The organism is Prosthecobacter sp., from assembly GCF_029946185.1.
In the GTDB taxonomy this organism is placed as follows: domain Bacteria; phylum Verrucomicrobiota; class Verrucomicrobiia; order Verrucomicrobiales; family Verrucomicrobiaceae; genus Prosthecobacter.
Map to the genome: position 1 here is coordinate 1 of NZ_JAQSEA010000111.1, position 21,079 is coordinate 21,079.

Annotated in this window: 15 protein-coding genes; 9 read left to right on the top strand and 6 right to left on the bottom strand. The window is 60.3% G+C overall.

The window, feature by feature from the left end:
- Positions 1 to 364 precede the first annotated feature (364 nt).
- The 3 genes from PSV43_RS08620 to PSV43_RS08630 all read right to left on the bottom strand — a co-directional run bounded on the left by PSV43_RS08620 (position 365) and on the right by PSV43_RS08630 (position 6,833).
- Positions 365 to 5,284, bottom strand: coding sequence for an autotransporter outer membrane beta-barrel domain-containing protein (locus tag PSV43_RS08620; protein WP_300195663.1), 4,920 nt, complete (start codon positions 5,282 to 5,284; stop codon positions 365 to 367).
- Positions 5,208 to 5,714 carry a hypothetical protein gene (locus PSV43_RS08625; protein WP_300195665.1) on the bottom strand — a complete coding sequence of 169 codons (507 nt, stop codon included), beginning with the start codon at positions 5,712 to 5,714 and terminating at the stop codon, positions 5,208 to 5,210. Before PSV43_RS08625 ends, PSV43_RS08620 begins: the two co-directional genes overlap by 77 nt.
- A gap of 249 nt (positions 5,715 to 5,963) precedes the next feature.
- Complete coding sequence (locus PSV43_RS08630) at positions 5,964 to 6,833, bottom strand: hypothetical protein (RefSeq protein WP_300195667.1); 870 nt, start codon at positions 6,831 to 6,833, stop codon at positions 5,964 to 5,966.
- Positions 6,834 to 7,185: 352 nt separating this feature from the next.
- Here PSV43_RS08630 and PSV43_RS08635 point away from each other — a divergent pair, with 352 nt between their 5' ends.
- The 5 genes from PSV43_RS08635 (at position 7,186) to PSV43_RS08655 (ending at position 10,423) form a co-directional block, all read left to right on the top strand.
- A complete protein-coding gene (locus PSV43_RS08635) occupies positions 7,186 to 7,698 on the top strand; it encodes a hypothetical protein (protein ID WP_300195668.1) in 513 nt (170 codons plus the stop codon).
- Positions 7,699 to 7,714: 16 nt separating this feature from the next.
- Positions 7,715 to 8,815, top strand: coding sequence for a DNA-processing protein DprA (gene dprA, locus PSV43_RS08640; RefSeq protein ID WP_300195671.1), 1,101 nt, complete (start codon positions 7,715 to 7,717; stop codon positions 8,813 to 8,815).
- A gap of 22 nt (positions 8,816 to 8,837) precedes the next feature.
- Complete coding sequence (locus tag PSV43_RS08645; protein ID WP_300195674.1) at positions 8,838 to 9,161, top strand: type II toxin-antitoxin system HigB family toxin; 324 nt, start codon at positions 8,838 to 8,840, stop codon at positions 9,159 to 9,161.
- A gap of 129 nt (positions 9,162 to 9,290) precedes the next feature.
- Entirely contained in the window at positions 9,291 to 9,578 is a 288-nt protein-coding gene (locus PSV43_RS08650) for a helix-turn-helix domain-containing protein (protein ID WP_300195676.1), read from the top strand.
- A gap of 74 nt (positions 9,579 to 9,652) precedes the next feature.
- Positions 9,653 to 10,423, top strand: coding sequence for a peroxiredoxin-like family protein (locus tag PSV43_RS08655; RefSeq protein ID WP_300195678.1), 771 nt, complete (start codon positions 9,653 to 9,655; stop codon positions 10,421 to 10,423).
- A 98-nt stretch (positions 10,424 to 10,521) separates the two neighbouring features.
- Here PSV43_RS08655 and PSV43_RS08660 read toward each other — a convergent pair whose 3' ends face one another.
- The gene (locus tag PSV43_RS08660; RefSeq protein ID WP_300195681.1) at positions 10,522 to 11,568 is read right to left on the bottom strand and encodes a methyltransferase domain-containing protein; all 1,047 of its coding nucleotides are present in this window, start codon (positions 11,566 to 11,568) and stop codon (positions 10,522 to 10,524) included.
- A 107-nt stretch (positions 11,569 to 11,675) separates the two neighbouring features.
- Here PSV43_RS08660 and PSV43_RS08665 point away from each other — a divergent pair, with 107 nt between their 5' ends.
- From PSV43_RS08665 to PSV43_RS08680, 4 genes are all read left to right on the top strand, one after another.
- Positions 11,676 to 14,102: a fused MFS/spermidine synthase gene (locus PSV43_RS08665; protein WP_300195684.1), complete on the top strand. Its 2,427-nt coding sequence runs from the start codon at positions 11,676 to 11,678 to the stop codon at positions 14,100 to 14,102.
- A gap of 64 nt (positions 14,103 to 14,166) precedes the next feature.
- On the top strand, positions 14,167 to 14,664 hold the full coding sequence (locus tag PSV43_RS08670; RefSeq protein WP_300195687.1) for a hypothetical protein: 498 nt from the start codon (positions 14,167 to 14,169) through the stop codon (positions 14,662 to 14,664).
- Between the two features lie 38 nt (positions 14,665 to 14,702).
- Complete coding sequence (locus tag PSV43_RS08675; RefSeq protein WP_300195690.1) at positions 14,703 to 16,316, top strand: flippase activity-associated protein Agl23; 1,614 nt, start codon at positions 14,703 to 14,705, stop codon at positions 16,314 to 16,316.
- The gene (locus PSV43_RS08680) at positions 16,313 to 17,179 is read left to right on the top strand and encodes an FAD:protein FMN transferase (RefSeq protein WP_300195692.1); all 867 of its coding nucleotides are present in this window, start codon (positions 16,313 to 16,315) and stop codon (positions 17,177 to 17,179) included. The genes PSV43_RS08675 and PSV43_RS08680 overlap by 4 nt, the downstream gene beginning before the upstream one ends.
- Before the next feature lie 5 nt (positions 17,180 to 17,184).
- On the opposite strand, the gene PSV43_RS08685 is transcribed toward PSV43_RS08680, so the two are convergent.
- Positions 17,185 to 19,719 (bottom strand): tetratricopeptide repeat protein, encoded by a 2,535-nt coding sequence (locus tag PSV43_RS08685; RefSeq protein ID WP_300195695.1) that lies wholly within the window; start codon positions 19,717 to 19,719, stop codon positions 17,185 to 17,187.
- Positions 19,720 to 19,797: 78 nt separating this feature from the next.
- Positions 19,798 to 20,823, bottom strand: a complete 1,026-nt coding sequence (locus PSV43_RS08690; protein WP_300195698.1) for a vWA domain-containing protein — start codon at positions 20,821 to 20,823, stop codon at positions 19,798 to 19,800.
- Positions 20,824 to 21,079: the final 256 nt, after the last annotated feature.

Below are 21,079 nucleotides of genomic sequence, written 5' to 3' on the forward strand. Positions count from 1 at the left end.
TTCCTGCGACGCTGAATTCACGATCCCCGGCTTCACTGAGTGCCATCCATGCCAGACATGAATGCCGCTCGGTTAAGCCCATGTTTCGTCCGCATTGCCGCCAAGCTCTCAGACCAAAGGTGCGGGGACTCAGCCCAGGGCGCGGCGAGGAACGAGCAAGCCCTGGGTTACTGCACCAGCTATTCAGGCAGCAAACCCAGCGCGCTCTTCGCACGCCGACTCCACCAGCAGCGTCTCAACGCCCCACCGCAGCTGCCCGTGTGCCCCCGCTTCCACAACCATATGCACCACTCGGTTGAGGCTGCTTTCCGTCGATTGAATGCTATCAGCTACCGGCGTTTTTCAGTGGAAGAACAGCCCCCTGTTAGAAGCTCTTGTTGAACCGAAAATCATACAAATCCAGTTGGTAGTTCTTAGACAGCGCCTTGGTGTAGTAGATCCCCAGCGAGAGATCATTCCGAATGAGCACCTGCAGGCCGATGCTCATGGTCGCCATCGACCCCAGATCAATCGGCACCGTCATCTTGTCAGCCCCCGCAGGCGCTCCGGAAAAGCCAGCACGCACATACGTGTCATTGCCATTGAGGAAATACTGATACCCAAACTCCGTGTGCAGGCTGATGCGCGTGCCTGATGTCACCAGCAGCGCTTTGCGCACAGTCACGGCCGGCCTCACCCACGCGTGGGCTTCATTGTAGCCCAGCAGCTCCAGGTTGGTGGCCCCTGCCCCGTTCTCAGCGGTCGCACCCGCGGAGAGCTGGGTGACGCCGAGGTCGAGCTGCGGCTTCAAGTAGAAATCTTCATACACAAATTCATGCGCCATGCGCACCATCGCGGTGAGGGTCTGCATGTCGCGGTTGGCAGCGGCATTGAAGAGAGTGGCCACCTCCCCCGCACGCGTGCTGTCCATGTTGTTCCAGCCATAAGATACCAGCGCGGCGAATTCGCTGCCCGCGTTTTTGTAGCGCACCATCGCGCCCACGCGCTCGCTGTTGCCGTTCGCATTCCAGCGGCCGCCGTAGCCGTTGGCGCTGTTGTCTTCAAAGGAGACCGCGAGGCCTGCGCTCCAGTGCTCGCTGATCATTTCTTCAAATCCCAGCGCAAAACCGAGCGTCTGCTGCCGCACCGTTTTGTAGTCGTCGTAGGCGCTGTGCAGCGTGTTGGAGCCGATGAAGTCAAACCAGATCGTCCGCTCCTGCAGCGAGAAGCGCGAGCTGCCGCCATTCAGCATCGTCTCGCCAAAGCGCTGCGTGGCGCGGATCTGCTCCGCCTGCTGCTCGCCATAGAAATCGGGGCCGAGCTGGCTGAGCAGTTCGCGGTACACTCCCATGTTGGGGGCATACAGCAGCGCGATGAGGGTCGCAGCCAGCGCTGGGGAGCTGCCTGCCCGTTGGATGTTGTTAAAGTACTCACCCACCTCCAGCAGATTGCGCCCCATGTTGGCGCCCGGCGGATTGAAATTGACGTCGTAGTCGAGGACCTCATCGTTCGGCGTGGGATACTGCAAATCGTAGGTGATGACCACCGAAGGCCGCGTCGTGAGCACCGCGCCGTCATTGGTCACTCCGCCATCCGCATGCACCAGCACTTTCTCGAAATGGCCGATGGGGATGAGCTGCGGATTCAGCAGCGCGGCATCAATGCGCCCCGCGAGCTTCGCGGTGCCGGTCATGTAAATCTGGTCGATGGCATTCGTGCCGAAATCGAGCTCGGCAAAGGTCACCCCGCTGCTGCTCTGCGTGAAGCTGCCCGTCATGTCCGTGTGCTGTGCGAAGTTCGTGTCACCAGGGAGCAAGATGCCGTTGTTGATGAGCTGATTGCCGGCCGCACCGAGGAAGAACTGCGGTCCCAGCACGAGAAGCGCGTCGGCGGCATTGCTGAACTGATTCGCACCCGTGCCGAAGTCCGCATTCCCCACGAAGGTGCCGTTGTTCTGGAAATGGTCGTCGCCGTTGTCGCCGCGGAAACTCCAGCCTGTCAGTTCATCCAGACCGGCGATGGTGCCGTTGTTGGTGAAAAGATTATTGCCCCCGCCGGAAAAGCGCACGCCGGTGCCGCCCGTGCCAAAGAAGATCGACTTCGTGGCCGCGAGATCCACGTTAATGTCGCCCTGCGTGCCGCTGGACTGCGACTGCGCCAGCAGCCCCGTGCCGGAGGCTCCCGTGGCGTAGATATTGCCGCCCATGTGAAAGGTGATGGCCCCGGAGGTGACCGCCATGGCCAGATCAAGCCCGAAGTTGCCGCCGCCGCCACCGATGGACTGCGCCAGGATGCCGTAGGAACGATAGCCCTTGGTTTCGATGTCGCCGACCTGAATCACACTCACCTTTTCCCCATAGCCGCCATCTCCCGGTGCGCCGCCCACAGCCAGACTGAAGCCAAGGTTTTTGTTCTCCTTGTTCATGTTGTCGGAGTCCGCGTAGGTCCTGGCCAGATTGAAGTTTCCATTGCCGCCACCGCCGCCGATGGACTGCGCCAGGATGCCATCGCTGTAGTCTTTCACGGTGCCGATGGCGCTGTAATTGCTGACCGTTACGACACCGCCATTGCCCGCTTGGCCACCAGCACCGCCGATGGCGAAGACGGCGGCAAATCCGGCGTCGGTGTTGTCCTTGCCGGCACTGGAAAAACCAGCGTTGAAATTCATCCCCGCCCCCGCCGCCAATGCTGGAGGCTTGAATGCCATGCGCACTGTAGCCGGTCGTGGTGATCGCTTGGGTAGCCGCCGAGGACAGCCCCCGGGTGATGGTGACTGCACCCGCGTGCCCCCTCCCGATCCTGTGCCACCCACGCCCACTGAAATGGGGGAACTGCTCTTCGCATACACCGCCGTCACGTTCATCCCGCCGGTGCCGCCACCGCCACCGATGCTCTCGCCGATGATGCCACGCGCGTAGTCCCCATCCGTCTGCACCCGGCCGTTTTGCGTGATGCTCACATCTCCGGCATCCGCACCGAAACCGCCGTTGCCACCGACACCCGCGACGATGGTCACGTCCGTTTTGCCGCCCGAGGCGGTGGAGTCCGCGAAGTTGAACTGGCTGGTGATATTGATGCCGCCGTTGCCGCCGCCCCCGGCGATGCTTTGGGCCATGATGCCGTGAATCCAGTCACCCGAGGTGATGGCATCGCCGACATGCGTCACCACCACATCGCCACTGCTGGCACCAGCTCCGCCAAACCCACCGATCCCGAGGGAGATGGAGGGCGTGGAGTTGTCCTTGTTGATGGCGATGCCGCCCGTCACATTGAGGCCGCCATTGCCGCCACCGCCGCCGATGGACTGCGCCAGAATGCCTGCCGCGCTGAGGGTCTTGGACGCCAGTGCCGAGGCATACACATTCGCCGTGACCGTCGCCGTGACATCTTTGGCCACGCCCGCGTTTCCACCAAAACCGCCCACGCCCACATTGATCGCAGAATCCGAAGTGATCCCGCCGCTCACATTGAGTCCGCCATTGCCACCACCACCGCCAACGGACTGCGCCAGGATGGCGGAATTCCCCGCGCCATAGCCCGTGATGCTGCCAGCCCCTGTGACGAGCACGTACACCTTGTCAGCGCTGCCGCCGCTGCCGCCACCGCCGCCAATCGACTGCGCCAAAATGCCCGTGGAGTCATTGCCCTGCGTGATGATCAGCCCGGTCACATCCACCGCGACATTCCCAGCATTGCCCGCGCCGCCGCCAAAGCCGCCTAGGCCAACTCCGATGGCCGCGCTGCTCTTGCCCGTGATGTTCACCGCCCCCGTGACATTGATCCCGCCCATGCCGCCGCCGCCGACTGACTGCGCCACCACCGCGGAGGAGTGATCTCCCGTGGTGCCAATCTGAGTGTAAGTGGCCGTGGTTTTCACCGTGCTGGACACATTGCCCGCATTGCCGCCATCGCCGCCGAAGCCGCCAATGCCGATGCCCAGCGCGCCGACGCCATCCTTGGTGGCATTGATCACGCCAGTGACATTGATCCCGCCATTGCCGCCACCACTGCCAAGACTCTGCGCCATGACGCCCGCCGAATAACTGCCCGTCGTCACCACCCCGCCGGTGAAGGTGCTGGTCACCGCCTTGCCATTGCCACCGTCACTACCAAGCCCACCGATGCCGATCGCCAGCGCGTCGCTGCCTTCCTTGGAAGCCGTGACCGCGCCCGACACATTGAGTCCGCCATTACCACCACCCCCAAGGGATTGGAACAACACGCCAACCGAGTGACAGCCCTGAGTTTGGAGGTAACCCGCAACCGTGTTGGTGACGTCGGCCGCGTCACCGCCTTTGCCGCCGGACCCGCCCAAACCAAAGGCCAGCGCACCCGCTCCAGTCTTCGCCATGGAGATGGCGCCACTGACACTCAGGCCGCCCATACCGCCACCACCGCCGAGCGATTGGGCGGCAACACCGAAGCTATCTTGCTGAATAGTGTACACGTTTCCGGTCAAAGTGTTGGTGACGCTGCCCGCGTTTCCGCCGTCTCCACCCGACCCACCGAGCCCCACACTAATGGCTCCGCTGCCGCTGCCAGCGAACGACATGGCACCCACGATGGAGATTCCCCCATTGCCACCACGGCCGCCGAGCGATTGCGCCAGCAATCCGCCCGAACCTGCCTGCTCTGTATTGATGTTTCCCGTTACGTTAGATGTAACGATTTTCTCGTTTTCTCTTGTGCCGCCATTGCCACCCAAACTAACTCCAATAGCCCCACTGGTAGTGCTAGCCCCTGACAGTGGCGCAGCAACTTCAAAACCACCGCTACCACCATCACCACCAATGGACTGCGCGATGATACTGGTCGATTTTTTGCCTTTTGTTGTCACGTTATTGGTCGTAGTCAGTGTAACGCTTAAAGCGTCACCTCCACCTGACCCGGAACCACCCAAACCGACGCTCACAGCGCCACTGGTTTCACCGGAACCGGAGGCCGCGATGCTGACATCGAACCCACCCATACCACCGCCACCGCCGACGGATTGCGCCACGATGCCAGCGGAGTTTTCGAGCAGGGTGTCCACATTGCCGGTGATGCGCGCTGTTACGCCACCCTCGTTACCATCGCCTGCACCTGCACCGCCGAGGCCTACGCTGATGGCTGCCGTGCCGCTGCCTGCGCCGGAGCCGCTGGCGGAGACGTTGTACCCTCCGCTGCCGCCACCGCCTCCAATGGCCTGAGCCACAATGGCTGCTGAATTTTTGCCCGTGGTGCTGACGTCATTGCTCACCGTTAGATTGACCGCTCCCGCATTCGCCCCGGTCCCGCCGCTGCCACCGAGGCCTACGGTAATCACCCACGGCAACCCCGGCAAAGAGACCGAAGGAGCCCGCGCTGCCGCCACTGCCGCCGACGGACTGCGCGTGGATGCCGAGGGAGTCTTCCCCCAGGGTGATGATGCTGCCGCCGTTGGTCACGGTGACTTTGCCACCTGCGCCGCCGCCATTTTCGGCAAGCCCGGCATTGCCGCCCACGGAGACCATGCCGAGCGTGGAGCCGCCATCGCCGCCATCGCCGCCGCCGCCGATGGACTGGGCGAAGATGGCGTCCGCGTATAACCCCTGTGTCTGGATGATGCCTGTGCTGAGGTTTGACACGGTAACGGTTGAAGCGCTACCTCTATTGGAACCGGCGCCGCCTATAGAGACCAGACCACTTGCAGAGCCGCCCGTACCGCCGCCGCCGCCGGTGCTCTGGGCAAAGATGCCGCGTGATTTATTCCCCACGGTCAGAATGGTTCCGTCATTGGAAACCAGAACGGTGCCGCCGTTACCGCCATTGTCTCCGGAGCCGCTGAGCGAGACCAGCAGATTTCCCGAAATACCGGCCGAGCCGCCCGAGCCGCCGATGCTCTGCGCCAGAATGCCATGGGCCTGAATGCCGATGGTTGAGATACTGCCGCCGGCTGCGTTGGTGATGCTGACCTCACCTCCGCTGCCGCCATAGCCGCCTGACCCACTGGTGCCAACGAGTCCCTAGGTGGAGCCGCCGCTGCCGCCATTCTGGCTAACGCTTAGACCGTAAATACCGATGGCCCCGTCTCCGGTGATGGAGACTGATCCATTTTTCATTACTGTAACGCTGCCGCCATTGCTGGAATGACCGCCCGTGCCCCCACCGGGTGCGGCGAAACCGCCGCCACCATTGCCTGCCTGACCGCCACGGCTGTAAGCAAAGATACCGTAATGTTGTCGCCGCTGGTGGCCACGGTGTTGCCCATGCCGACGGTCACGGATGCAGCGCCGCCCGAGCCGCCATTGCCCCCGTCCCCCCCAGATGTAGAGGTAGGAGTCCCCACCATTGCCGCCACGTCCCCCGACGCTGCCCACTTCAATGCCGATGGCATTGACGGTGTTGATCGTGGGAATGCTGAGGACGGTGCCGTTGGGATACGTGGCCGCAGGCCCCGCCGCCCCCCTGCCGCCGGAGTTTGGCGGCACAACAAGAGCCCCGTCGCGGCCATTGGAACCATTCCCACCCGTATTCACAATGCGCACGCCGCTGGTCGCATCCCCGCCTGCCACGGGGGGCGTGAGCATGCCGGGGGTGTCGGGCGGATTGAGCACTCCATTCATCGTGGTAAAGAGCGTCTGGTAGCTCAGCGAGGTCGTCGGATCGGTGGGGAGCAGGTTGCTGGGCTGGATCTCCACCGTGCCTGCGGTGGTGTCCTTGCTCACGATCTTCATCGCCACGGGTGGATCGTCATTGTTGTAGATGAGATCGCCCACGGTTTTGACCAGGAATACGTAACCGTTAGCAGTCTTCACAAAAGCCACATCTCCGACCGTGGGGGTGCCTACAGGGTCATTGATAAAACCACTCACCGTGGTCGAAAGATTGGTCACCGGGTTCAACCCGTCATGCCCAAGGTGGAGGTCGCGGTGGGCGGTGGATCCACGGCTAACGCAGACGAAATGCTCAGAAAAAGGGCCACCCACACGCATATCAGGAGACGCCACGCGCAGGCATTGCCCGCCCGAGTGCTGAATGATTGAGTGAAGGTGATTTTTAAGGCCTGATTCGGCATAGCCCAAAATTTTATTCAATTTGATAGTTATGAAAAATACGATATACGTTAAATGCCCAGCCTGATACACCTATCAGCTAGGTTCCTAGGGGGGGGCGGGCACCAGTCCTCATCTTCTGCGTTTTTGCCCGGTTGCAGAGGCCCGGGCATGCGTATAACTTTCCACAGCCATGTTTAAAGACCTTCTTTCCCCCCAGAACACCTTCGTTTACGGCATTTTGCTCTGCGGCATTTTCCTTGTGCAGTCCCTCTGGGGCCACTTTAAGACCAAGCGCGAACTCAAGCGTTACAAAGGCATGCTCAGCGACAAGCTGGACCTCGACTCCAAGCAAAGCCAGGACCTCAGCAAGGAACGCGCCTCGCTGAAGCAGGAAAACGAAAACCTGCGCATGCAGGTGGCACGCCTGAACGAGCGTCCTGACAACAAGATGCAGCGCGAACTGGAAATCCTGGCCCGCGCTGAAAAGCAGATGGTCATCAGCGCGCCCGGCTTTGCCCCGGCTTGGGAGATGGCCAAGTCGGCGGCTCTGGGCCAGCTTGAGAATGAGGAGAAGGGCCAGTCCTTCCCCTCTAAGATCTTCCGCAAACTGATCGGTTCCGGTTCCGCGCAAACGAACGTCGCGCTGCCTGAGTCCGCTGCTGCTGCCGCGAAAAACGGCGAAGCGACTCCCTCTATCGCCTGAGCCTGAGCGTTCTGTCATGACCCGCACCGAGGCCTGGCTGGCGTTGAACCTGCTCCCGCAGGTCGGTCCTGTGCGCGTGCGCAAACTTTTGCAGCACTTCGGCAGTCCTGAGCGCATTCTCAGCGCGAAAAGCAGCGACATTTTGCAAATCGAAGGCTTTGGACTCGCGCAGGCGGAAAGCATTGCGGGATGGGAGGCGCAGGTAGATCTAGAAGGCGAACTCAGAAAGGTCAAAGAGCGCGGCCTGACCCTGCTGACGCAGGAAGATGAACTGTATCCGCCCCTGCTACGGGAGATTTACAACCCGCCGCTGGTCCTCACGGTGTGGGGGGAACTGACGAAGCGTGACCACAACGCCCTCGGCGTGGTGGGCAGTCGCCATGCCACGAACTACGGCCTGAGCACCGCGAAGAAGATGAGTTTCCAGATCGCGTATGCGGGCTACACGGTGGTGAGCGGGCTGGCCCGTGGCATCGACACCGCCGCGCATGAGGCCGCGCTGGCAGCCAAGGGGCGCACGGTGGCGGTCATCGGCTCTGGCATGGGCAAGCTGTATCCGCCGGAGAACATGGCGCTGGCCGAACGCATCGCGCAAAACGGCGCGGTGGTGAGCGAGTATCCGGTGGATCGGCCCGCCGACAAACAGACATTTCCGTATCGCAACCGCATCGTCGCGGGCTGGACCTGCGGGTTGATCGTGGTGGAGGCTCCGCTGCGCAGCGGCTCGCTGATCACCGCGCAGCAGGCCACCGAGCAGGGCCGCACGGTGTATGCCGTGCCCGGTCCCATCGACAAGCCAACCTCCGCCGGGTGCAACCGCCTTATTCAGCAGGGTGCCAAGCTGATCATGGATGGAGCAGATGTGCTGGATGATTTGATGACCCTCTTCCCAACCGCGCCGAAAGCGCCGGTGGTCGAGGAATCCCGGCCTGCTGTCACGCTGACGCTGGAGGAAGAGATTCTGTACAACGCCATCAGCACGGATGAAGCGCACATCAATGACATCACGACCACTTCGGGACTGACGACTGCGACGGTGTCAGCGACGCTGATGAGGCTGGAGATGAAGCGGCTGATCCGGGCGCTGCCGGGGCGGCGGTATGTAAGGCTGGTTTGAGTGTTGCCATTTTGGCAACAAAATGTCACAAATGTGCGTGCGTGTCATCAAGCCGACACATCGCAGCAGGCTTGGCTCCAGGCATTCAGCCTCGCTACCAGCCGTTGAAAAGTGGCTGCGGCTTGTCAGGTACGCGCGCTGGCAGCACCTTGCCGATGCCCGGCGTGTCTTCCCGCATGCGGATGCTGTTGAAGTCGCCAGTGGCAACACCGTCACCTTGTTCAATCTCGGCGGCAATGCCTTCCGGCTGATTACCGCCATTCATTACCGCACCCAGAACATCTTCATCCTCCGCCTGCTGACCCACGCCAGCTACTCCAAGAACACCTGGAAACAAGAGCTATGAAAACCACCTCGCGCGCCCGCTTCACGCCGCCACCTTTTGCAGAACTGCCCAAGGATTACACTCGTCTCTGCCTGCTACTGTTACCACGTCCCAATTCATTCCCGCACTCAGGCAGGCGAGGTCGAGGCCATGATTGATACGCTCGCGGTGGACGAGCGCCGTCTCTCGGCCGATGAGCGTGACTACCTGGAAATGCTCAGCGAAGTACTCACCGTCTGGGATGAGTCCCGCTCTCCCGCCGCTGCTGACATCGCGCCTGCCGCATTACTGAAGCTTCTGCTGGAGGAATCAGGTCAAACCGCCGCCGCCGTGGCACGGGCGATTGGGGTGGACCGCTCCGTCATTACCCGCTTGCTCAACGGCGAACGCGCCTTCACCATTCAGCAAGCCAAAGCGTGGCGGCACACTTCGCTCTAGCACCAGCGGCATTTTTGGATCTTTCCAACTCTTAGAAAGAACGAACCCATGAAATACAGCCCACTCAAAACAGTATGAAAATCATCTTACCTGTCTATCTGACTCTGGCATTCGCATCGCTTGTTCACAGCCAAACTCTTCGTGAACAGCTTGAGGCCCGAGAAGCCGCTGGTTCCAAAAAGGTAACCCCCGAAGTTAAAGAGGAATTCGCGAAAGGCATCGCCTCCATCAAGGTGGCCCAAATCGTCGAGGGCGCAAAAAAAGTGGGCGACCAAGCCCCCGATTTCACCCTCAAGAATGCAGCAGGGAAAAGCATTCGCCTTGCCTCAGAACTAAAAAGAGGTACCGTTGTCCTCACTTGGTATCGGGGAGGGTGGTGTCCCTACTGCAATATTGCGATGGCAGCGATGCAAAAAGAGCTTCCGGCCATCAAGAAAACTGGAGCCACCCTCATCGCAATCACTCCCGAGTTGCCAGACAAGACTCTAACGACCAAAGAAAAGAACGGCCTCGATTTTGAAGTGCTTACTGACCTGAACCATCAGGCAGCAAGACAGTATGGATTGCTATTCAAACTTACTCCTGGTGTAGAGAAGCTTTATGGAAAGTTCTTTGATCTCAAAAAATACAATGGCGAGGATGCTGGCACCGACACTCTTCCACTCGCTGCCACCTACATCATAGGTCAAGATGGGAAGATTTTATGGGCATTTCTGCATCATGATTATCACATGAGAGCCGAACCCAAAGAAATCGTCCAATTTCTCAACAACCTCAATGAGGAGTCGTCAAAGAACGGAGAACAAGGCGGTGCTGACAAACCCGCTACAGCTCCGGGTCGTTAGGCGCGCCCAGTCGCTCCACTGAACCCAATCCCCCCAGATGTTCACTTGTTCCGAGCATACCGGAGGACCTTGACCCACGACACGCCGTCGGTGGTCTTTCACCTCTTCTCCCACAGCAATGCCAGAAACAGCGGGAACTCTTTCCGTGAGCGGTTTTCGGCGGCGGCGCGGGGTCCGGGCTGGCTTTCTTTGTGGGAGTACCATTCTTCAATGCCGGCGAGACGGAGGCCGGCGCTGAAGCCGGTGGCGGTGAGGGTCTGCAGGCTGCGGTGGAAGGAGGTGGTGGTCTCGCTGTCGGCCTGGCCGGGGTGCATGATGATGGGGATGCTCAGGGTGCTGCTGTAAGCATCGATGCGGCGGTACTGTATCTTAGTGGCTTCTTCATTGCCCCAGCTCGTCTGACGCGGGATGCGGAAGGCGGGATGATTGACGACCCAGAGCATGCGGCCACCGGACTTGAGGACTTTGGCGGCGGCGGCGCTGACGACATCGAGGTGCTCCATGTTTTGCACGCAGAGGATGGCGGAGGCTGCATCGAACTCGCCGAGGTCTTCGATCTCGGCGGCGTCGCGGGCGAGGTAGCGCACGGGGGGCTTGACGGGATAGGTGCGGGCTTTTTGGATGAGGGTGGGGGCGGCATCGATGCCGGTGACCTGGCAGCCAGCTTGGGCGAGGGCGCGGCTGAAGACGCCCTGGCCGCAGCCGAGGTCGAGCACGCGTTCGCCGGGCTTGGGCGCGAGGAGGCCGAGTGCGCCGGGTATGACGACGGCCTGGTAGAGTTCGGAGCCACGCTCGCCGATGATGCCGTCGTACCAATCGGCGGATTTTTCCCAGGAGGTGCGGTGCTCGTGGCCGCCCTGTGTGCGATTGAGTTTGCGCTGGGCGCGATTGCCGGGCTCGCGTTTGACGGGTTCGCGATTGCCTTGGGGGCGGCTGCCGTATTCTTGATTGCCATGCTCGCGATTGCCTGACGCATTTTTTCCCTGCGGACGATTGCCGTATTCGCGGTTGCCTTGCGGGCGGTTGCTTGGCGCGCTGTCGCCCTGCGGTCGATTGCCTTGTGGGCGTTCCTCCTGTTCGCGACTGCCCGGCTCACGGGGCGGTGAGGGGCGTGGACGGAAGGGGCGGCGAGGCGGCTGCGGCATGCGGCATGATGTCGCGGCGATCGGGGATTGCCAGCGGCTCTGCACAATGTCCTTACTTTTATCTTCCCTGAATCAGGGTGATATGCCAGCCTCACGCCCTTTTTCCAATGTCTAACTCCCCTTCCCGTGCTGTTCCTGGCATCATCCTCGCGGCACTGAGTCTGCTGAGCGCTTTTTTGCTGTTTCAGGTGCAGCCGATCATCAGCAAATTCATCCTGCCGTGGTTCGGTGGGAGCCCGGGGGTGTGGACGACGTGCATGCTGTTTTTCCAGGTGGTGCTGTTTGGCGGCTATGCGTATGCGCACACGCTGACGCTGCTGCCACGGCGCTGGCAGGGCATTGTGCATGGGGTGCTGCTGGGCGCGGCGATCGCGATGCTGCCGATCGCGCCGAGTGAGATGTGGAAGCCGACGGGTGCGGAAGATCCGGCGCTGCGGATTTTGCTGCTGCTGTTTGTGAGCGTGGGGCTGCCGTACTTTGTGCTCTCCAGCACGAGTCCGCTGGTGCAGGTGTGGTTTACTCGCACGACGAATGGAGCGAGCCCGTGGCGGCTGTATGCGCTGTCGAACATCGGATCGCTGGTGGCGCTGCTGAGCTACCCGCTTTTCTTTGAAGTACACTGGGATGTGCTGGAGCAGACGACGCTGTGGGCGGTGGGCTTTGGTGCGTTTGTGGTACTGTCACTGGCGGGGATTTGGCTGGACCGCAGTCATGCCATCGTGGCGGAGTCGAAGCCGGTTGAGGTGGTGGACAAGGCGGCGGATCATCCGGGATGGCTGAAGAGAATCCAGTGGGTGCTGCTGCCGGCACTGGCGAGCTGCGTGCTGCTTTCTGCAACGAATCACGTGTGCCAGGACGTGGCGGTGATTCCGTTTCTGTGGGTGGTGCCGCTGAGTTTGTACCTGCTGACGTTCATCATCTGCTTTGAGCATGAGCGCTGGTATGCACGGATCTGCGCGCTGTGGGCGCTGCTGGCGCTGCCGGTGCTCTTCATCACCTGCACGGAAAGCAGCCTGCGGGAGCAGCCTTTTTGGACGGATTTTGAAATGATGCTGCACAACCATGTGGAGCCGGTGCTGAACCGGCTGACGGGGCAGAAGTTCCTCCTGAGCAACATCGACCTCACACCGAATTTCATCTGGGAGCTGGGCTGGTCTTTCAGCGCGATGTTCATTGCCTGCATGCTCTGCCATGGGGAGCTGACGCGGCTGAAGCCGGCACCCCGGCGGCTCACAGAGTTTTATCTGCTGATGTCCTTTGGCGGTGCGCTGGGTGGGCTGTTTGTGAGTCTGGGTGCTCCGCATGTTTTCACCAGCTTTGCGGAGTGGCCGATCAGCCTCATCGTGGTGAGCGCGCTGGCGTGCTATATTTTGCTGCGCTCCGTGCTGAGGGTGAAGCATGTGTGGGAATGGCTGCTGGTTTTGATCCTCGCGGGCGTGACCTGTTGGATTGGCTGGGAGCTGTATCAAAGGGGCATCGTCACCCTTGAGAAGTTGCGGGAATTGATGAAGCAAAAAGACATGCCGCCGGCTGCGGCGATGTACGGCGCCGTGGGTGCCATCGGCCTCTGTTTGGCATTGCTCATTTTCCGATTGGTTCAGCGTGGGCGCATGCGGCCCGCTCTGGTTTCTCTCACACTGCTAGCCGTGTACTTTACCTTGGGCCTGTTCGCAATGAGCTACCTCGGCTTCAAGAGTGACGACAAAATCGAACGTGTGCGCAATTTTTACGGCATGCTCTCGGTCTCGGAGGATGACTACGAAAGCGGCGGGCAGACCTTGATATACCGCCAGCTCATGAACGGCGGGATCGTCCACGGCATGCAGAATCTAGATGCGTCGGTGAGGGAAGAACCGACGACGTACTACGGCCACCAGACGGGGATCGGCAAGGCGCTGGACAGTCTGAAGGACAAGCCGGATGCGCGCATTGGAGTGGTGGGCATGGGCGCGGGCACGGTTTCCTGCTACGCGAAGAGCGGGCAGACGCTGCGCTTTTATGACATCAATCCCGATGTGGTGCGGATCGCGGAGAAATATTTCACCTACCTCGAAGATGCTAAAAAACGCGGGGCAAAGGTGGAGATCGTGGTCTCGGATGCGCGGCTGGCGCTGGAGCGTGAGAAGTCTCAGCAGTTTGATGTGCTGCTGCTGGATGCCTTCAGTGGGGACTCGGTGCCGGTGCATCTGCTGACGCAGGAGGCCTTTGCCATTTATGACCGCCACATGAAGGCGGACGGCATCATTGCGGTGCACATCACGAACAGCTATCTCGTGCTGGCGCCTGTGATCGAAAAAATCGCTGAAGCGAGCGGCTTCAAAATGACCCGAATCGCAACCGAGGCCGAAGGTGACCATGATTCGACGGACTACATCCTGGTGACTCGCAATGAGGACTTCCTGAAAGCGACACCGCCGGACCTGCTGGGCAACGAAACCGAGCTGAAGCATGCCGTGCGCCTGTGGACGGACCGGTATCACAATTTGCTGCGCATCCTCGACATCCCGCAGAACACGAAGGACTCCGAAGAATAAACCGCGGGGGCCAACAGCGAATTTGCGAACGTCCGCGAACGCGCCAAGCTTGGGTGAATTCGCTATGATTTCCCTCGATCCAGTCCCCACGCCGCAGCAGCTCTTCCGCTGGCTGGACAGCGGCCATATCTCCCGTGAAGAATTCCGCAGGGCGATGGCGGTGCATACGGGCGAGCTGATCCAGGAGATGGAGCAGGCGCATGCGAACCCGCTGGTGGCGAAGTTCAATGAAATGATGAACCGCCGCGAGGCCTGGAAGTGGACGCGCAAGCATGGTGAGATGGTGATGCGTGAGATCCTGTGCGCGCTGATGGATGAGGAGCGCTTCACACCGGCACGCTGGCTGTGGAATGCCGCGCATCCGCACATTCCCCTGCACTGCTTCTTTCGCACGCGGGGCACGCCGGTGCTGCGCTTTTTGGAAATGTCCGTTCATCCGCAAAATGTCACCGTGCTGGTCGAGCATGGTGGCAGTGAAACGCTGCCTCCCACACGTGAGCGCTTTCACCTGCGCCGCACCCGCCAGCAAAGTCTTCAGGTGGAACGCCGTGAACTCGAGTAGTTCATGCGTCATTCCGCTTTCGACCTTCGTCATTCCTCATGCCCCATCCTCAGAAACAAAAGTCCCTCGGCCGTCTTGGCCTGATGATCTTTGCCATCGTCTCACTCGCCATCGGAGCCTACTACCGCCTGCCTTCACTCGGGGACCGCCCGATGCACACGGATGAGGCGATTCTGGCGATGAAGTCCGCCGAGTTTCAAGCCACCGGCCATTTCCAATACGACCCGAAAGATTTCCACGGTCCGGGCCTGCACTACGTCACGCGCGTCTGGTCCAAACTGGCGGGCTGGGGTGACTCAGCGACGTGGACTGAAGCGCAACTGCGCACGGTGCCGGTGGTGTGCGGGCTGCTGCTGCTGCTGACAACGCTGCTGCTGCGCAATGCGCTTGGCCGGATGGCGACGGGCTTCGCGATGCTGCTGATCTCCATCTCGCCGATGATGGTGTATTACTCGCGCTACTTCATCATGGAGGTGCCTCTGGTGCTGTTCATTACACTGAGCATCGCCGCGCTGTGGCACTACTCTCAGGGAGGCGGGCGCTGGTGGCTGGTACTGGCGGGTTTTTCACTCGGCATGCAGCACGCGACCAAGGAGACCTTTGCCATCAATGTGGTCGCGGCGCTGGTCGGATTTGCGGTGACGAAAATGATGGCGGGTGACTTCGCGCCACGGCGCAGCGGCTATGACACGGGTAGTAGCAAACGGCGCGCGGCACGCCCCTGGATGTGGGTGATCATCGCCGCTGTTTTGACCAGCATCATGATCTACTCCGGCGGCTTCAGTGACTGGGAGGCGGTGAAAGACAGCGCGCTGACTTATCTGAACTACTTTAAGCGTGCCGGTGGCAGCGGCCACGAAAAACCGTGGCACTACTACCTGACGCTGATCTTCTGGCGGAAGGACGGCCTGGCGTGGAGCGAGGCGATGATCGGCTGCCTCGGCATCGTGGGCATGCTGCATGCGTTTCTGGGAAACCACACGAAGCAGCCCGGGCGGCAGGCGTTTCTCATTTTCCTTTCCGTTTACACCTTCGTCCTCTTCTTCATCTATTCCTTACTGGCCTACAAGACGCCGTGGTCCATCCTCAGCGCGCAGCATGCGCTGACGCTGCTGGCGGGTGTGGGTGCTGCTGCGATTGCAGGCGCGCTCAGGGGGAGGATTTCGCGGATCGTTTTTAGAGTCGCTTTCGGCATCGGCATGTACCATCTCATTGCACAGACCAATCTGGCCATTCACCTGTATGCTGCGGATTCGCGCAATCCGTATGTTTACTCTCATACCTCCACGAATCTCATGCAGTTGCTGCCACAGGTGAGGGAGTTGCAGAAGACCGCGCCGGATGATGCCTTCAATGTTCTGGTGATCAATCGCGATGCGGGCTGGCCGCTGCCATGGTATTGGCGCGACATCAAGAGCGTGCATTACACGGACACCGTGCCTGAAACGATTGATGCACGGATCATCATTGCCGAACCCGAAATGCAGGCCGCGCTGGAGTCCAAATTTGCAGGCCGCAGCTACATTTCGCCGGATTCCTTTTTCGGGCTTCGCCCTGGAGTGCTGCTCAAGATTTGGATCGAGCAATCTCTCTGGGATCGCCACACCCTGCGCAAGGAGCAGGAGAAACAAAAGCAACACTCCGCACCGTGAGCGAAGCCGCCCCCCAGCACCATCGATTCACCTGCCATGCGATGGCCACCACGTTCGACGTGATCATCAATCATGCGGATGCCGATGAAACCTACGCGGCACAAGCGGCGCAGGCGGTGTTTCAAGAGATCGCGCGGCTGGAAGATGATCTGAGCCGCTTTCGCGCCAGCAGTGACATCCACCGGCTCGGGCAGCTCAAGGCAGGCGAGAGCATAAGCGTGGGCATGGCGGCGTGGGATTGCCTGTCGCTGGCGAAGGCGATGCATGAGGAAACTGCGGGGGCTTTTGACATCACCATCGGCCCGCTGATGGATTTATTCATCACGTCTGAGGGCGAGCCACGACAGGTGAGCAAGGAGGTGCTGGAGCAGGCGCGGCAGATCATCGGCAGCCAGCGGTTTGATCTGGAAGAGGAAACACTGAGCGTGACTGTGCATGCCACGGGCATGATCTTTGATCTCGGTGCCATGGGCAAAGGCTATGCGCTGGATCAAGCGGCGGATGTGCTGCAGGACTGGAAGATCAAGAACTTTGTAATCAATGCGGGAGACAGTACGATCCTGGCCATGGGTGCGCCGAGTGGGAAAGAGGCGTGGTCCATCACGCTGGGTGGTGGTGAGAAACGGACGGCGCTGATCAATCGCGCGGTGAGTGGTTCGGGCTTTGCGGTCAAGGGTGCGCACATCATGAATCCGCGGTTGTTTGCGCCGGTGCCTTTGAGGAAGCGCCGCACCTATGCGCTAGCGCCAACGGCAGCGCTGTCCGATGCGCTTTCGACGGCGTTCATGGTGATGGAGAAGGATGAGATCGAGGCGCTGTGCGCGAGGTATGAGGGGGTGGAGGCGCTGGAGATGGAGGTGTAGGCTGATCACTTCCACTCCGCCAGCAGCGCGAGGCCTTCGCGGTTTCTGGGAGCGAGGGCGAGGGAGTCGAGGAGGTGTTGCTTTGCTTGGGTGGCATCGGAGGGACGAAGCAGTTCGGCGAGTTTGAAATGGGTCTGGGCGCTGCCGGGATCGAGGATGAGGACGCGTTCGTAGGCGGCGATCGCCTCGGGCGTTTCTTTCAACGCGGCGGAGGCGGCTGCGAGGGCTCTTTGCGGGGTGACTAGAAAGGGGTTCAGGGCCATGGAGCGCTGGGCATTGGCTTTGACTTCGGGCCAGCGCTTGGCTGGCAGATCGAGCTCGATGAGGCGGAGGAAGGAGCTTTGGGCGCTGGAGGATTTCGCAGCGATCTGGCGGAGCACGGCGGTTTCTTCATCAGTGTGTTTGAGCTGGCGCAGGGCCTGCACTTTGAGTGCGTAGCCGCTGTCCTCATCGTAGCTGTCGGGCAGCAGTTCGATGAGTTTGTCGGCGAGGGGCAGGACTTCAGACCACTTCTTGGCTTCGACCCGTGTTTCGGTTTGCTTGCGTAGCGCCCAAAGATTGTTGGGATGCTTTTTCAGAAATTCGGTGAATGAGCCTGCATCGAAGGGATTGAGGTCTTCGGGTTTGGGCTCGTTCCAGTCGGCCTTGGCACCGAAGCTTTTGGCTTTGGCGATGATGTATTGGGCGAACTGTTTTTCGATCTCTTCGATGCTGCCCACGTTTGCGGCGATGGCGTCATTGATGCGCTTGCCGTTGGCGAGGTCGTGCAGGATGCCCTGGAACTTGTCCTGGCCGAATTTCTCCAGCAGAAACTCCACGGCCTGGCTGGACTCATAGTAGGCAAACAGCAGATGATGCTGGGTCTTGGGTGCCATGAAGGCGCTGCTGAGACGCGACATGGGTGTCAGGGTTTCCTCGTCGAGCACCATCCCGCGATACCTCTCGCTCATCCACATGCCCCAGGCGGGATCGCGCTGACGTTCTTCGTGGACGCTGATGCCTTCGCTGAGCCAGCGTGGCATGCGGTTGTTCGTCACGGTGAGGGTGATGACGTGGCAGAACTCATGCCAGAGAGTGCTCTCCCAATTGTTGCGGCCTTGGGCCAGACTGCCGGGGCTGTTCATCGTGACCACGGTGCCAAAGCAGACGCCGAGCATGCCCTGCCCGCCGAGCGCGCCGAAGGTACGGATGGCGAAGTCCTGCTGCGCACCGAAGAACTCGACGAGCACGGGGCGTTTCAAATTCATGCCATATTTTGCGCCGAGCACGGTCTTCGCATCGCGCAGGAGTGCGAGCGCGCGCGCGCCGTAGATGGGCCATTCGCGCTTGGGCATTTTCAGGATGAAGTCGTCGAAGGTCTGCGTGGTGTAGCCATTCATCTCCTTCTCCAGCTTCGCCAGATTATGCGCCTGAATGTTGTAGCCGTCTTCCTTGCGGATCATGTCCGCGACCTTCCAGGCTTCCTCTTCTTCACCGAGGCGGAGCAGATCATTGCAGAGCTGCATCTTGGCTGGCAGATACTTCGGATCAAACTCCAGTGCCTGACGCTGGCGGGCGGCGCTTTCGGCAAAGCGGTACGCACGCGAGATGCAGCGGCCGATGGTGTGATCGACCTCGGGATTTTTCGCCCAGCGCTCCAGCGCATGCTGCCGCGCGTCTTCCATCTTGCCGGCATCGGCTTGAAAGAGATAGGCGACAACGGCACGCAACGCCCAGGCCACGGGATGGTTCTCATCCTGATCAAGCACCTGCTGGATGGCGGCTTCGGCTTCGATGAATTTTTCACCGCCAATGAGCTGCTCCGCTCGCAGCAGATGGGCGGCGGCAAGATGGGGATTCAATTCGAGGGCTTGCTTCAGGTTCTCTCCCGCTTTTTCGCGGTCGCTAGACTGGAAGGCTTTTGCGAGGCCGAGGCGCAGGTCTGCGGTCTCACCATGGGCTTTCAATCCGGCACGAAAGACATCTGCGGCGCGCTGGGCATCGTCTTTGTCGAGCGCGAGATTTCCTTCGGCGAGATACGCTGCCTCCAGCTTGGCGTCCTTGCTCTGCGCGAGTTTGAAATACTGCGTGATGACTTTTTGTGCATCGGCACCGAGCAGCACTGCGGCACGCCCGAGCATCACGGATTCCATGGCGGTGCGATCTTTGGCAGGTTTGGTTTTTGCGGCGTCGTTGAGGCCTTTCAGTGCGGCAGCGGCGACATCCGCGCGGCCCAGCATTTGTGCTAGATCATGGCGTAGCAGGAGGATTTCGAAATGACCTGGAAACACCACCAGCGCCTTGCCGGCCTCTTCCAGCGCCTGTTCGATGTGGCCCATTTCGCGCAGCGCCTTGAAGCGCAGGATGCGCCAGTCGGGCGACTTCAGGCCCTTCGTGGCAGCCGCCTCGCCGATGCGCGCGACGAGCTCGTAGTCGCCGTGTGCGAGGAGTTCCCCCACGGGCCCGAGATTTTTTTCCTCGAAGATTTTTTCGAGGTCGATCTGCTGGGCGTTCGAGATCGAGATGCCCAGAAGGAGCAGAAAGAAGGAAAGCAGGCGCATGGATTCAAATCGTGTCCAAACACCTGCTTCTCGCATGAGTTGTGCCTGCAGAATAGGAAAGATGAAGGAGCGGAGTCCTCACTCAAAGACGATACCCTTGTCTTTTGCCTGCGCACGCAGAGTCTGGGCGACTTGATCATCGAAAGAATCGGCCTTCTTACCTGGCGCGAGCTTGCTGCGCTCTGCCTGCATGAAGACGTCACGCTCCTTCACCAGAACGGCAATGCGTGTTTGGATCGTCTCACGCTCTGCCTGCTTCCTGGCCACATGGGCTTTCAATTCCTCCGGGCTCAGGTTTCGCAGAGCCTCGGGAAGATCCTGAGTCTTCACGTCATCGAGTTTCATTTTCCCCTCTTTCAATGCATCAATCAGTTCGCCGGTACCTTGCACGGTCTTAGCGGTCTTCCAGTTATAAGACAGACGGCTGGCCGCAGCGGCGGGTGCGGCGGCCTCTGCGCGACTTTGTTTGGTCGTGATCTCGCTGCGCACGGCGTCACTCCCGCAGGGGATGAGAGTGCTGCCCACCTTCACGTTCAGTTCCTGAAGTTCCTTGTCCTGCGGTGCAGCGATTTGCTTCATGTTACCATCCTGAGGAATGACGGCATAGGCACCGCCTGCATTGCTGGCGATGGCCTTCCACGCCTCCGCAGTACCGGCCATGTCGCCGCATTGAATGGTGTTGATCAGAATGCCCTGCTCCGACGCGACCTTGCACACATCCTGCCAGCGTTTGCCGTCAGAATAGCTCTGCGGAGGTGCATCCCCCACGAGATAGATGACCTTGAACACATCCCGCTGCACATTCCAAGGCATGGAGTTGACCGCCTCATGCAGAGCCTCGCTCACGCTTTCCGGAGTGTCGCCACCGCCATCCGCTTTGAACTTCTGCAATTCTTCATAGATGGCGTCCAGATCGTCGGTCAGGGCCACCGGTTTGGTCACATAGGCATCGCCGCGGTCACGATAACCCACGAGACCAAAGCGCACCTGAGGTTTCGGTTTGGCAGAGACTATGTCGTTGGCCATGGACCAGATCTTCTGCTTGGCCCCTTCGATGAGGCCGGACATGGAACCGGTGGTGTCCAGCACAAAGCAGACTTCCACGGTTTTTTGCGGTAGTGCTGGTTGAGATGGAGCAGCCGGGGCTGGTGGCGGGACGGGTGCTGGCTTGACAGGTTGAACACTAGATTCCCGGGCATGTAAGACCAAGGAGAGAGAGACGGCGAGAGCCGTGAGAAGAAGTTGTGGTTTCATGACGCCCCCAAGCTCTCATGAGAGCCTGGGGAAGTCTGTAAACGCAGTGTAAAGAAGCCCTTGATATGCCAAGGCTACTACCTCATTGCCTTCGAAACGCGCCTTG

Excerpts from the sequence above, each read along its gene's own strand:
- dprA (WP_300195671.1), top strand. The coding sequence starts at position 7,715 with ATGACCCGCACCGAGGCCTGGCTGGCGTTGAACCTGCTCCCGCAGGTC.
- PSV43_RS08650 (WP_300195676.1), top strand. The coding sequence starts at position 9,291 with ATGATTGATACGCTCGCGGTGGACGAGCGCCGTCTCTCGGCCGATGAG.
- PSV43_RS08655 (WP_300195678.1), top strand. The coding sequence starts at position 9,653 with ATGAAAATCATCTTACCTGTCTATCTGACTCTGGCATTCGCATCGCTT.
- PSV43_RS08645 (WP_300195674.1), top strand. The coding sequence starts at position 8,838 with ATGTCACAAATGTGCGTGCGTGTCATCAAGCCGACACATCGCAGCAGG.
- PSV43_RS08635 (WP_300195668.1), top strand. The coding sequence starts at position 7,186 with ATGTTTAAAGACCTTCTTTCCCCCCAGAACACCTTCGTTTACGGCATT.
- PSV43_RS08660 (WP_300195681.1), bottom strand. The coding sequence starts at position 11,568 with ATGCCGCAGCCGCCTCGCCGCCCCTTCCGTCCACGCCCCTCACCGCCC.
- PSV43_RS08675 (WP_300195690.1), top strand. The coding sequence starts at position 14,703 with ATGCCCCATCCTCAGAAACAAAAGTCCCTCGGCCGTCTTGGCCTGATG.
- PSV43_RS08685 (WP_300195695.1), bottom strand. The coding sequence starts at position 19,719 with ATGCGCCTGCTTTCCTTCTTTCTGCTCCTTCTGGGCATCTCGATCTCG.
- PSV43_RS08670 (WP_300195687.1), top strand. The coding sequence starts at position 14,167 with ATGATTTCCCTCGATCCAGTCCCCACGCCGCAGCAGCTCTTCCGCTGG.
- PSV43_RS08665 (WP_300195684.1), top strand. The coding sequence starts at position 11,676 with ATGTCTAACTCCCCTTCCCGTGCTGTTCCTGGCATCATCCTCGCGGCA.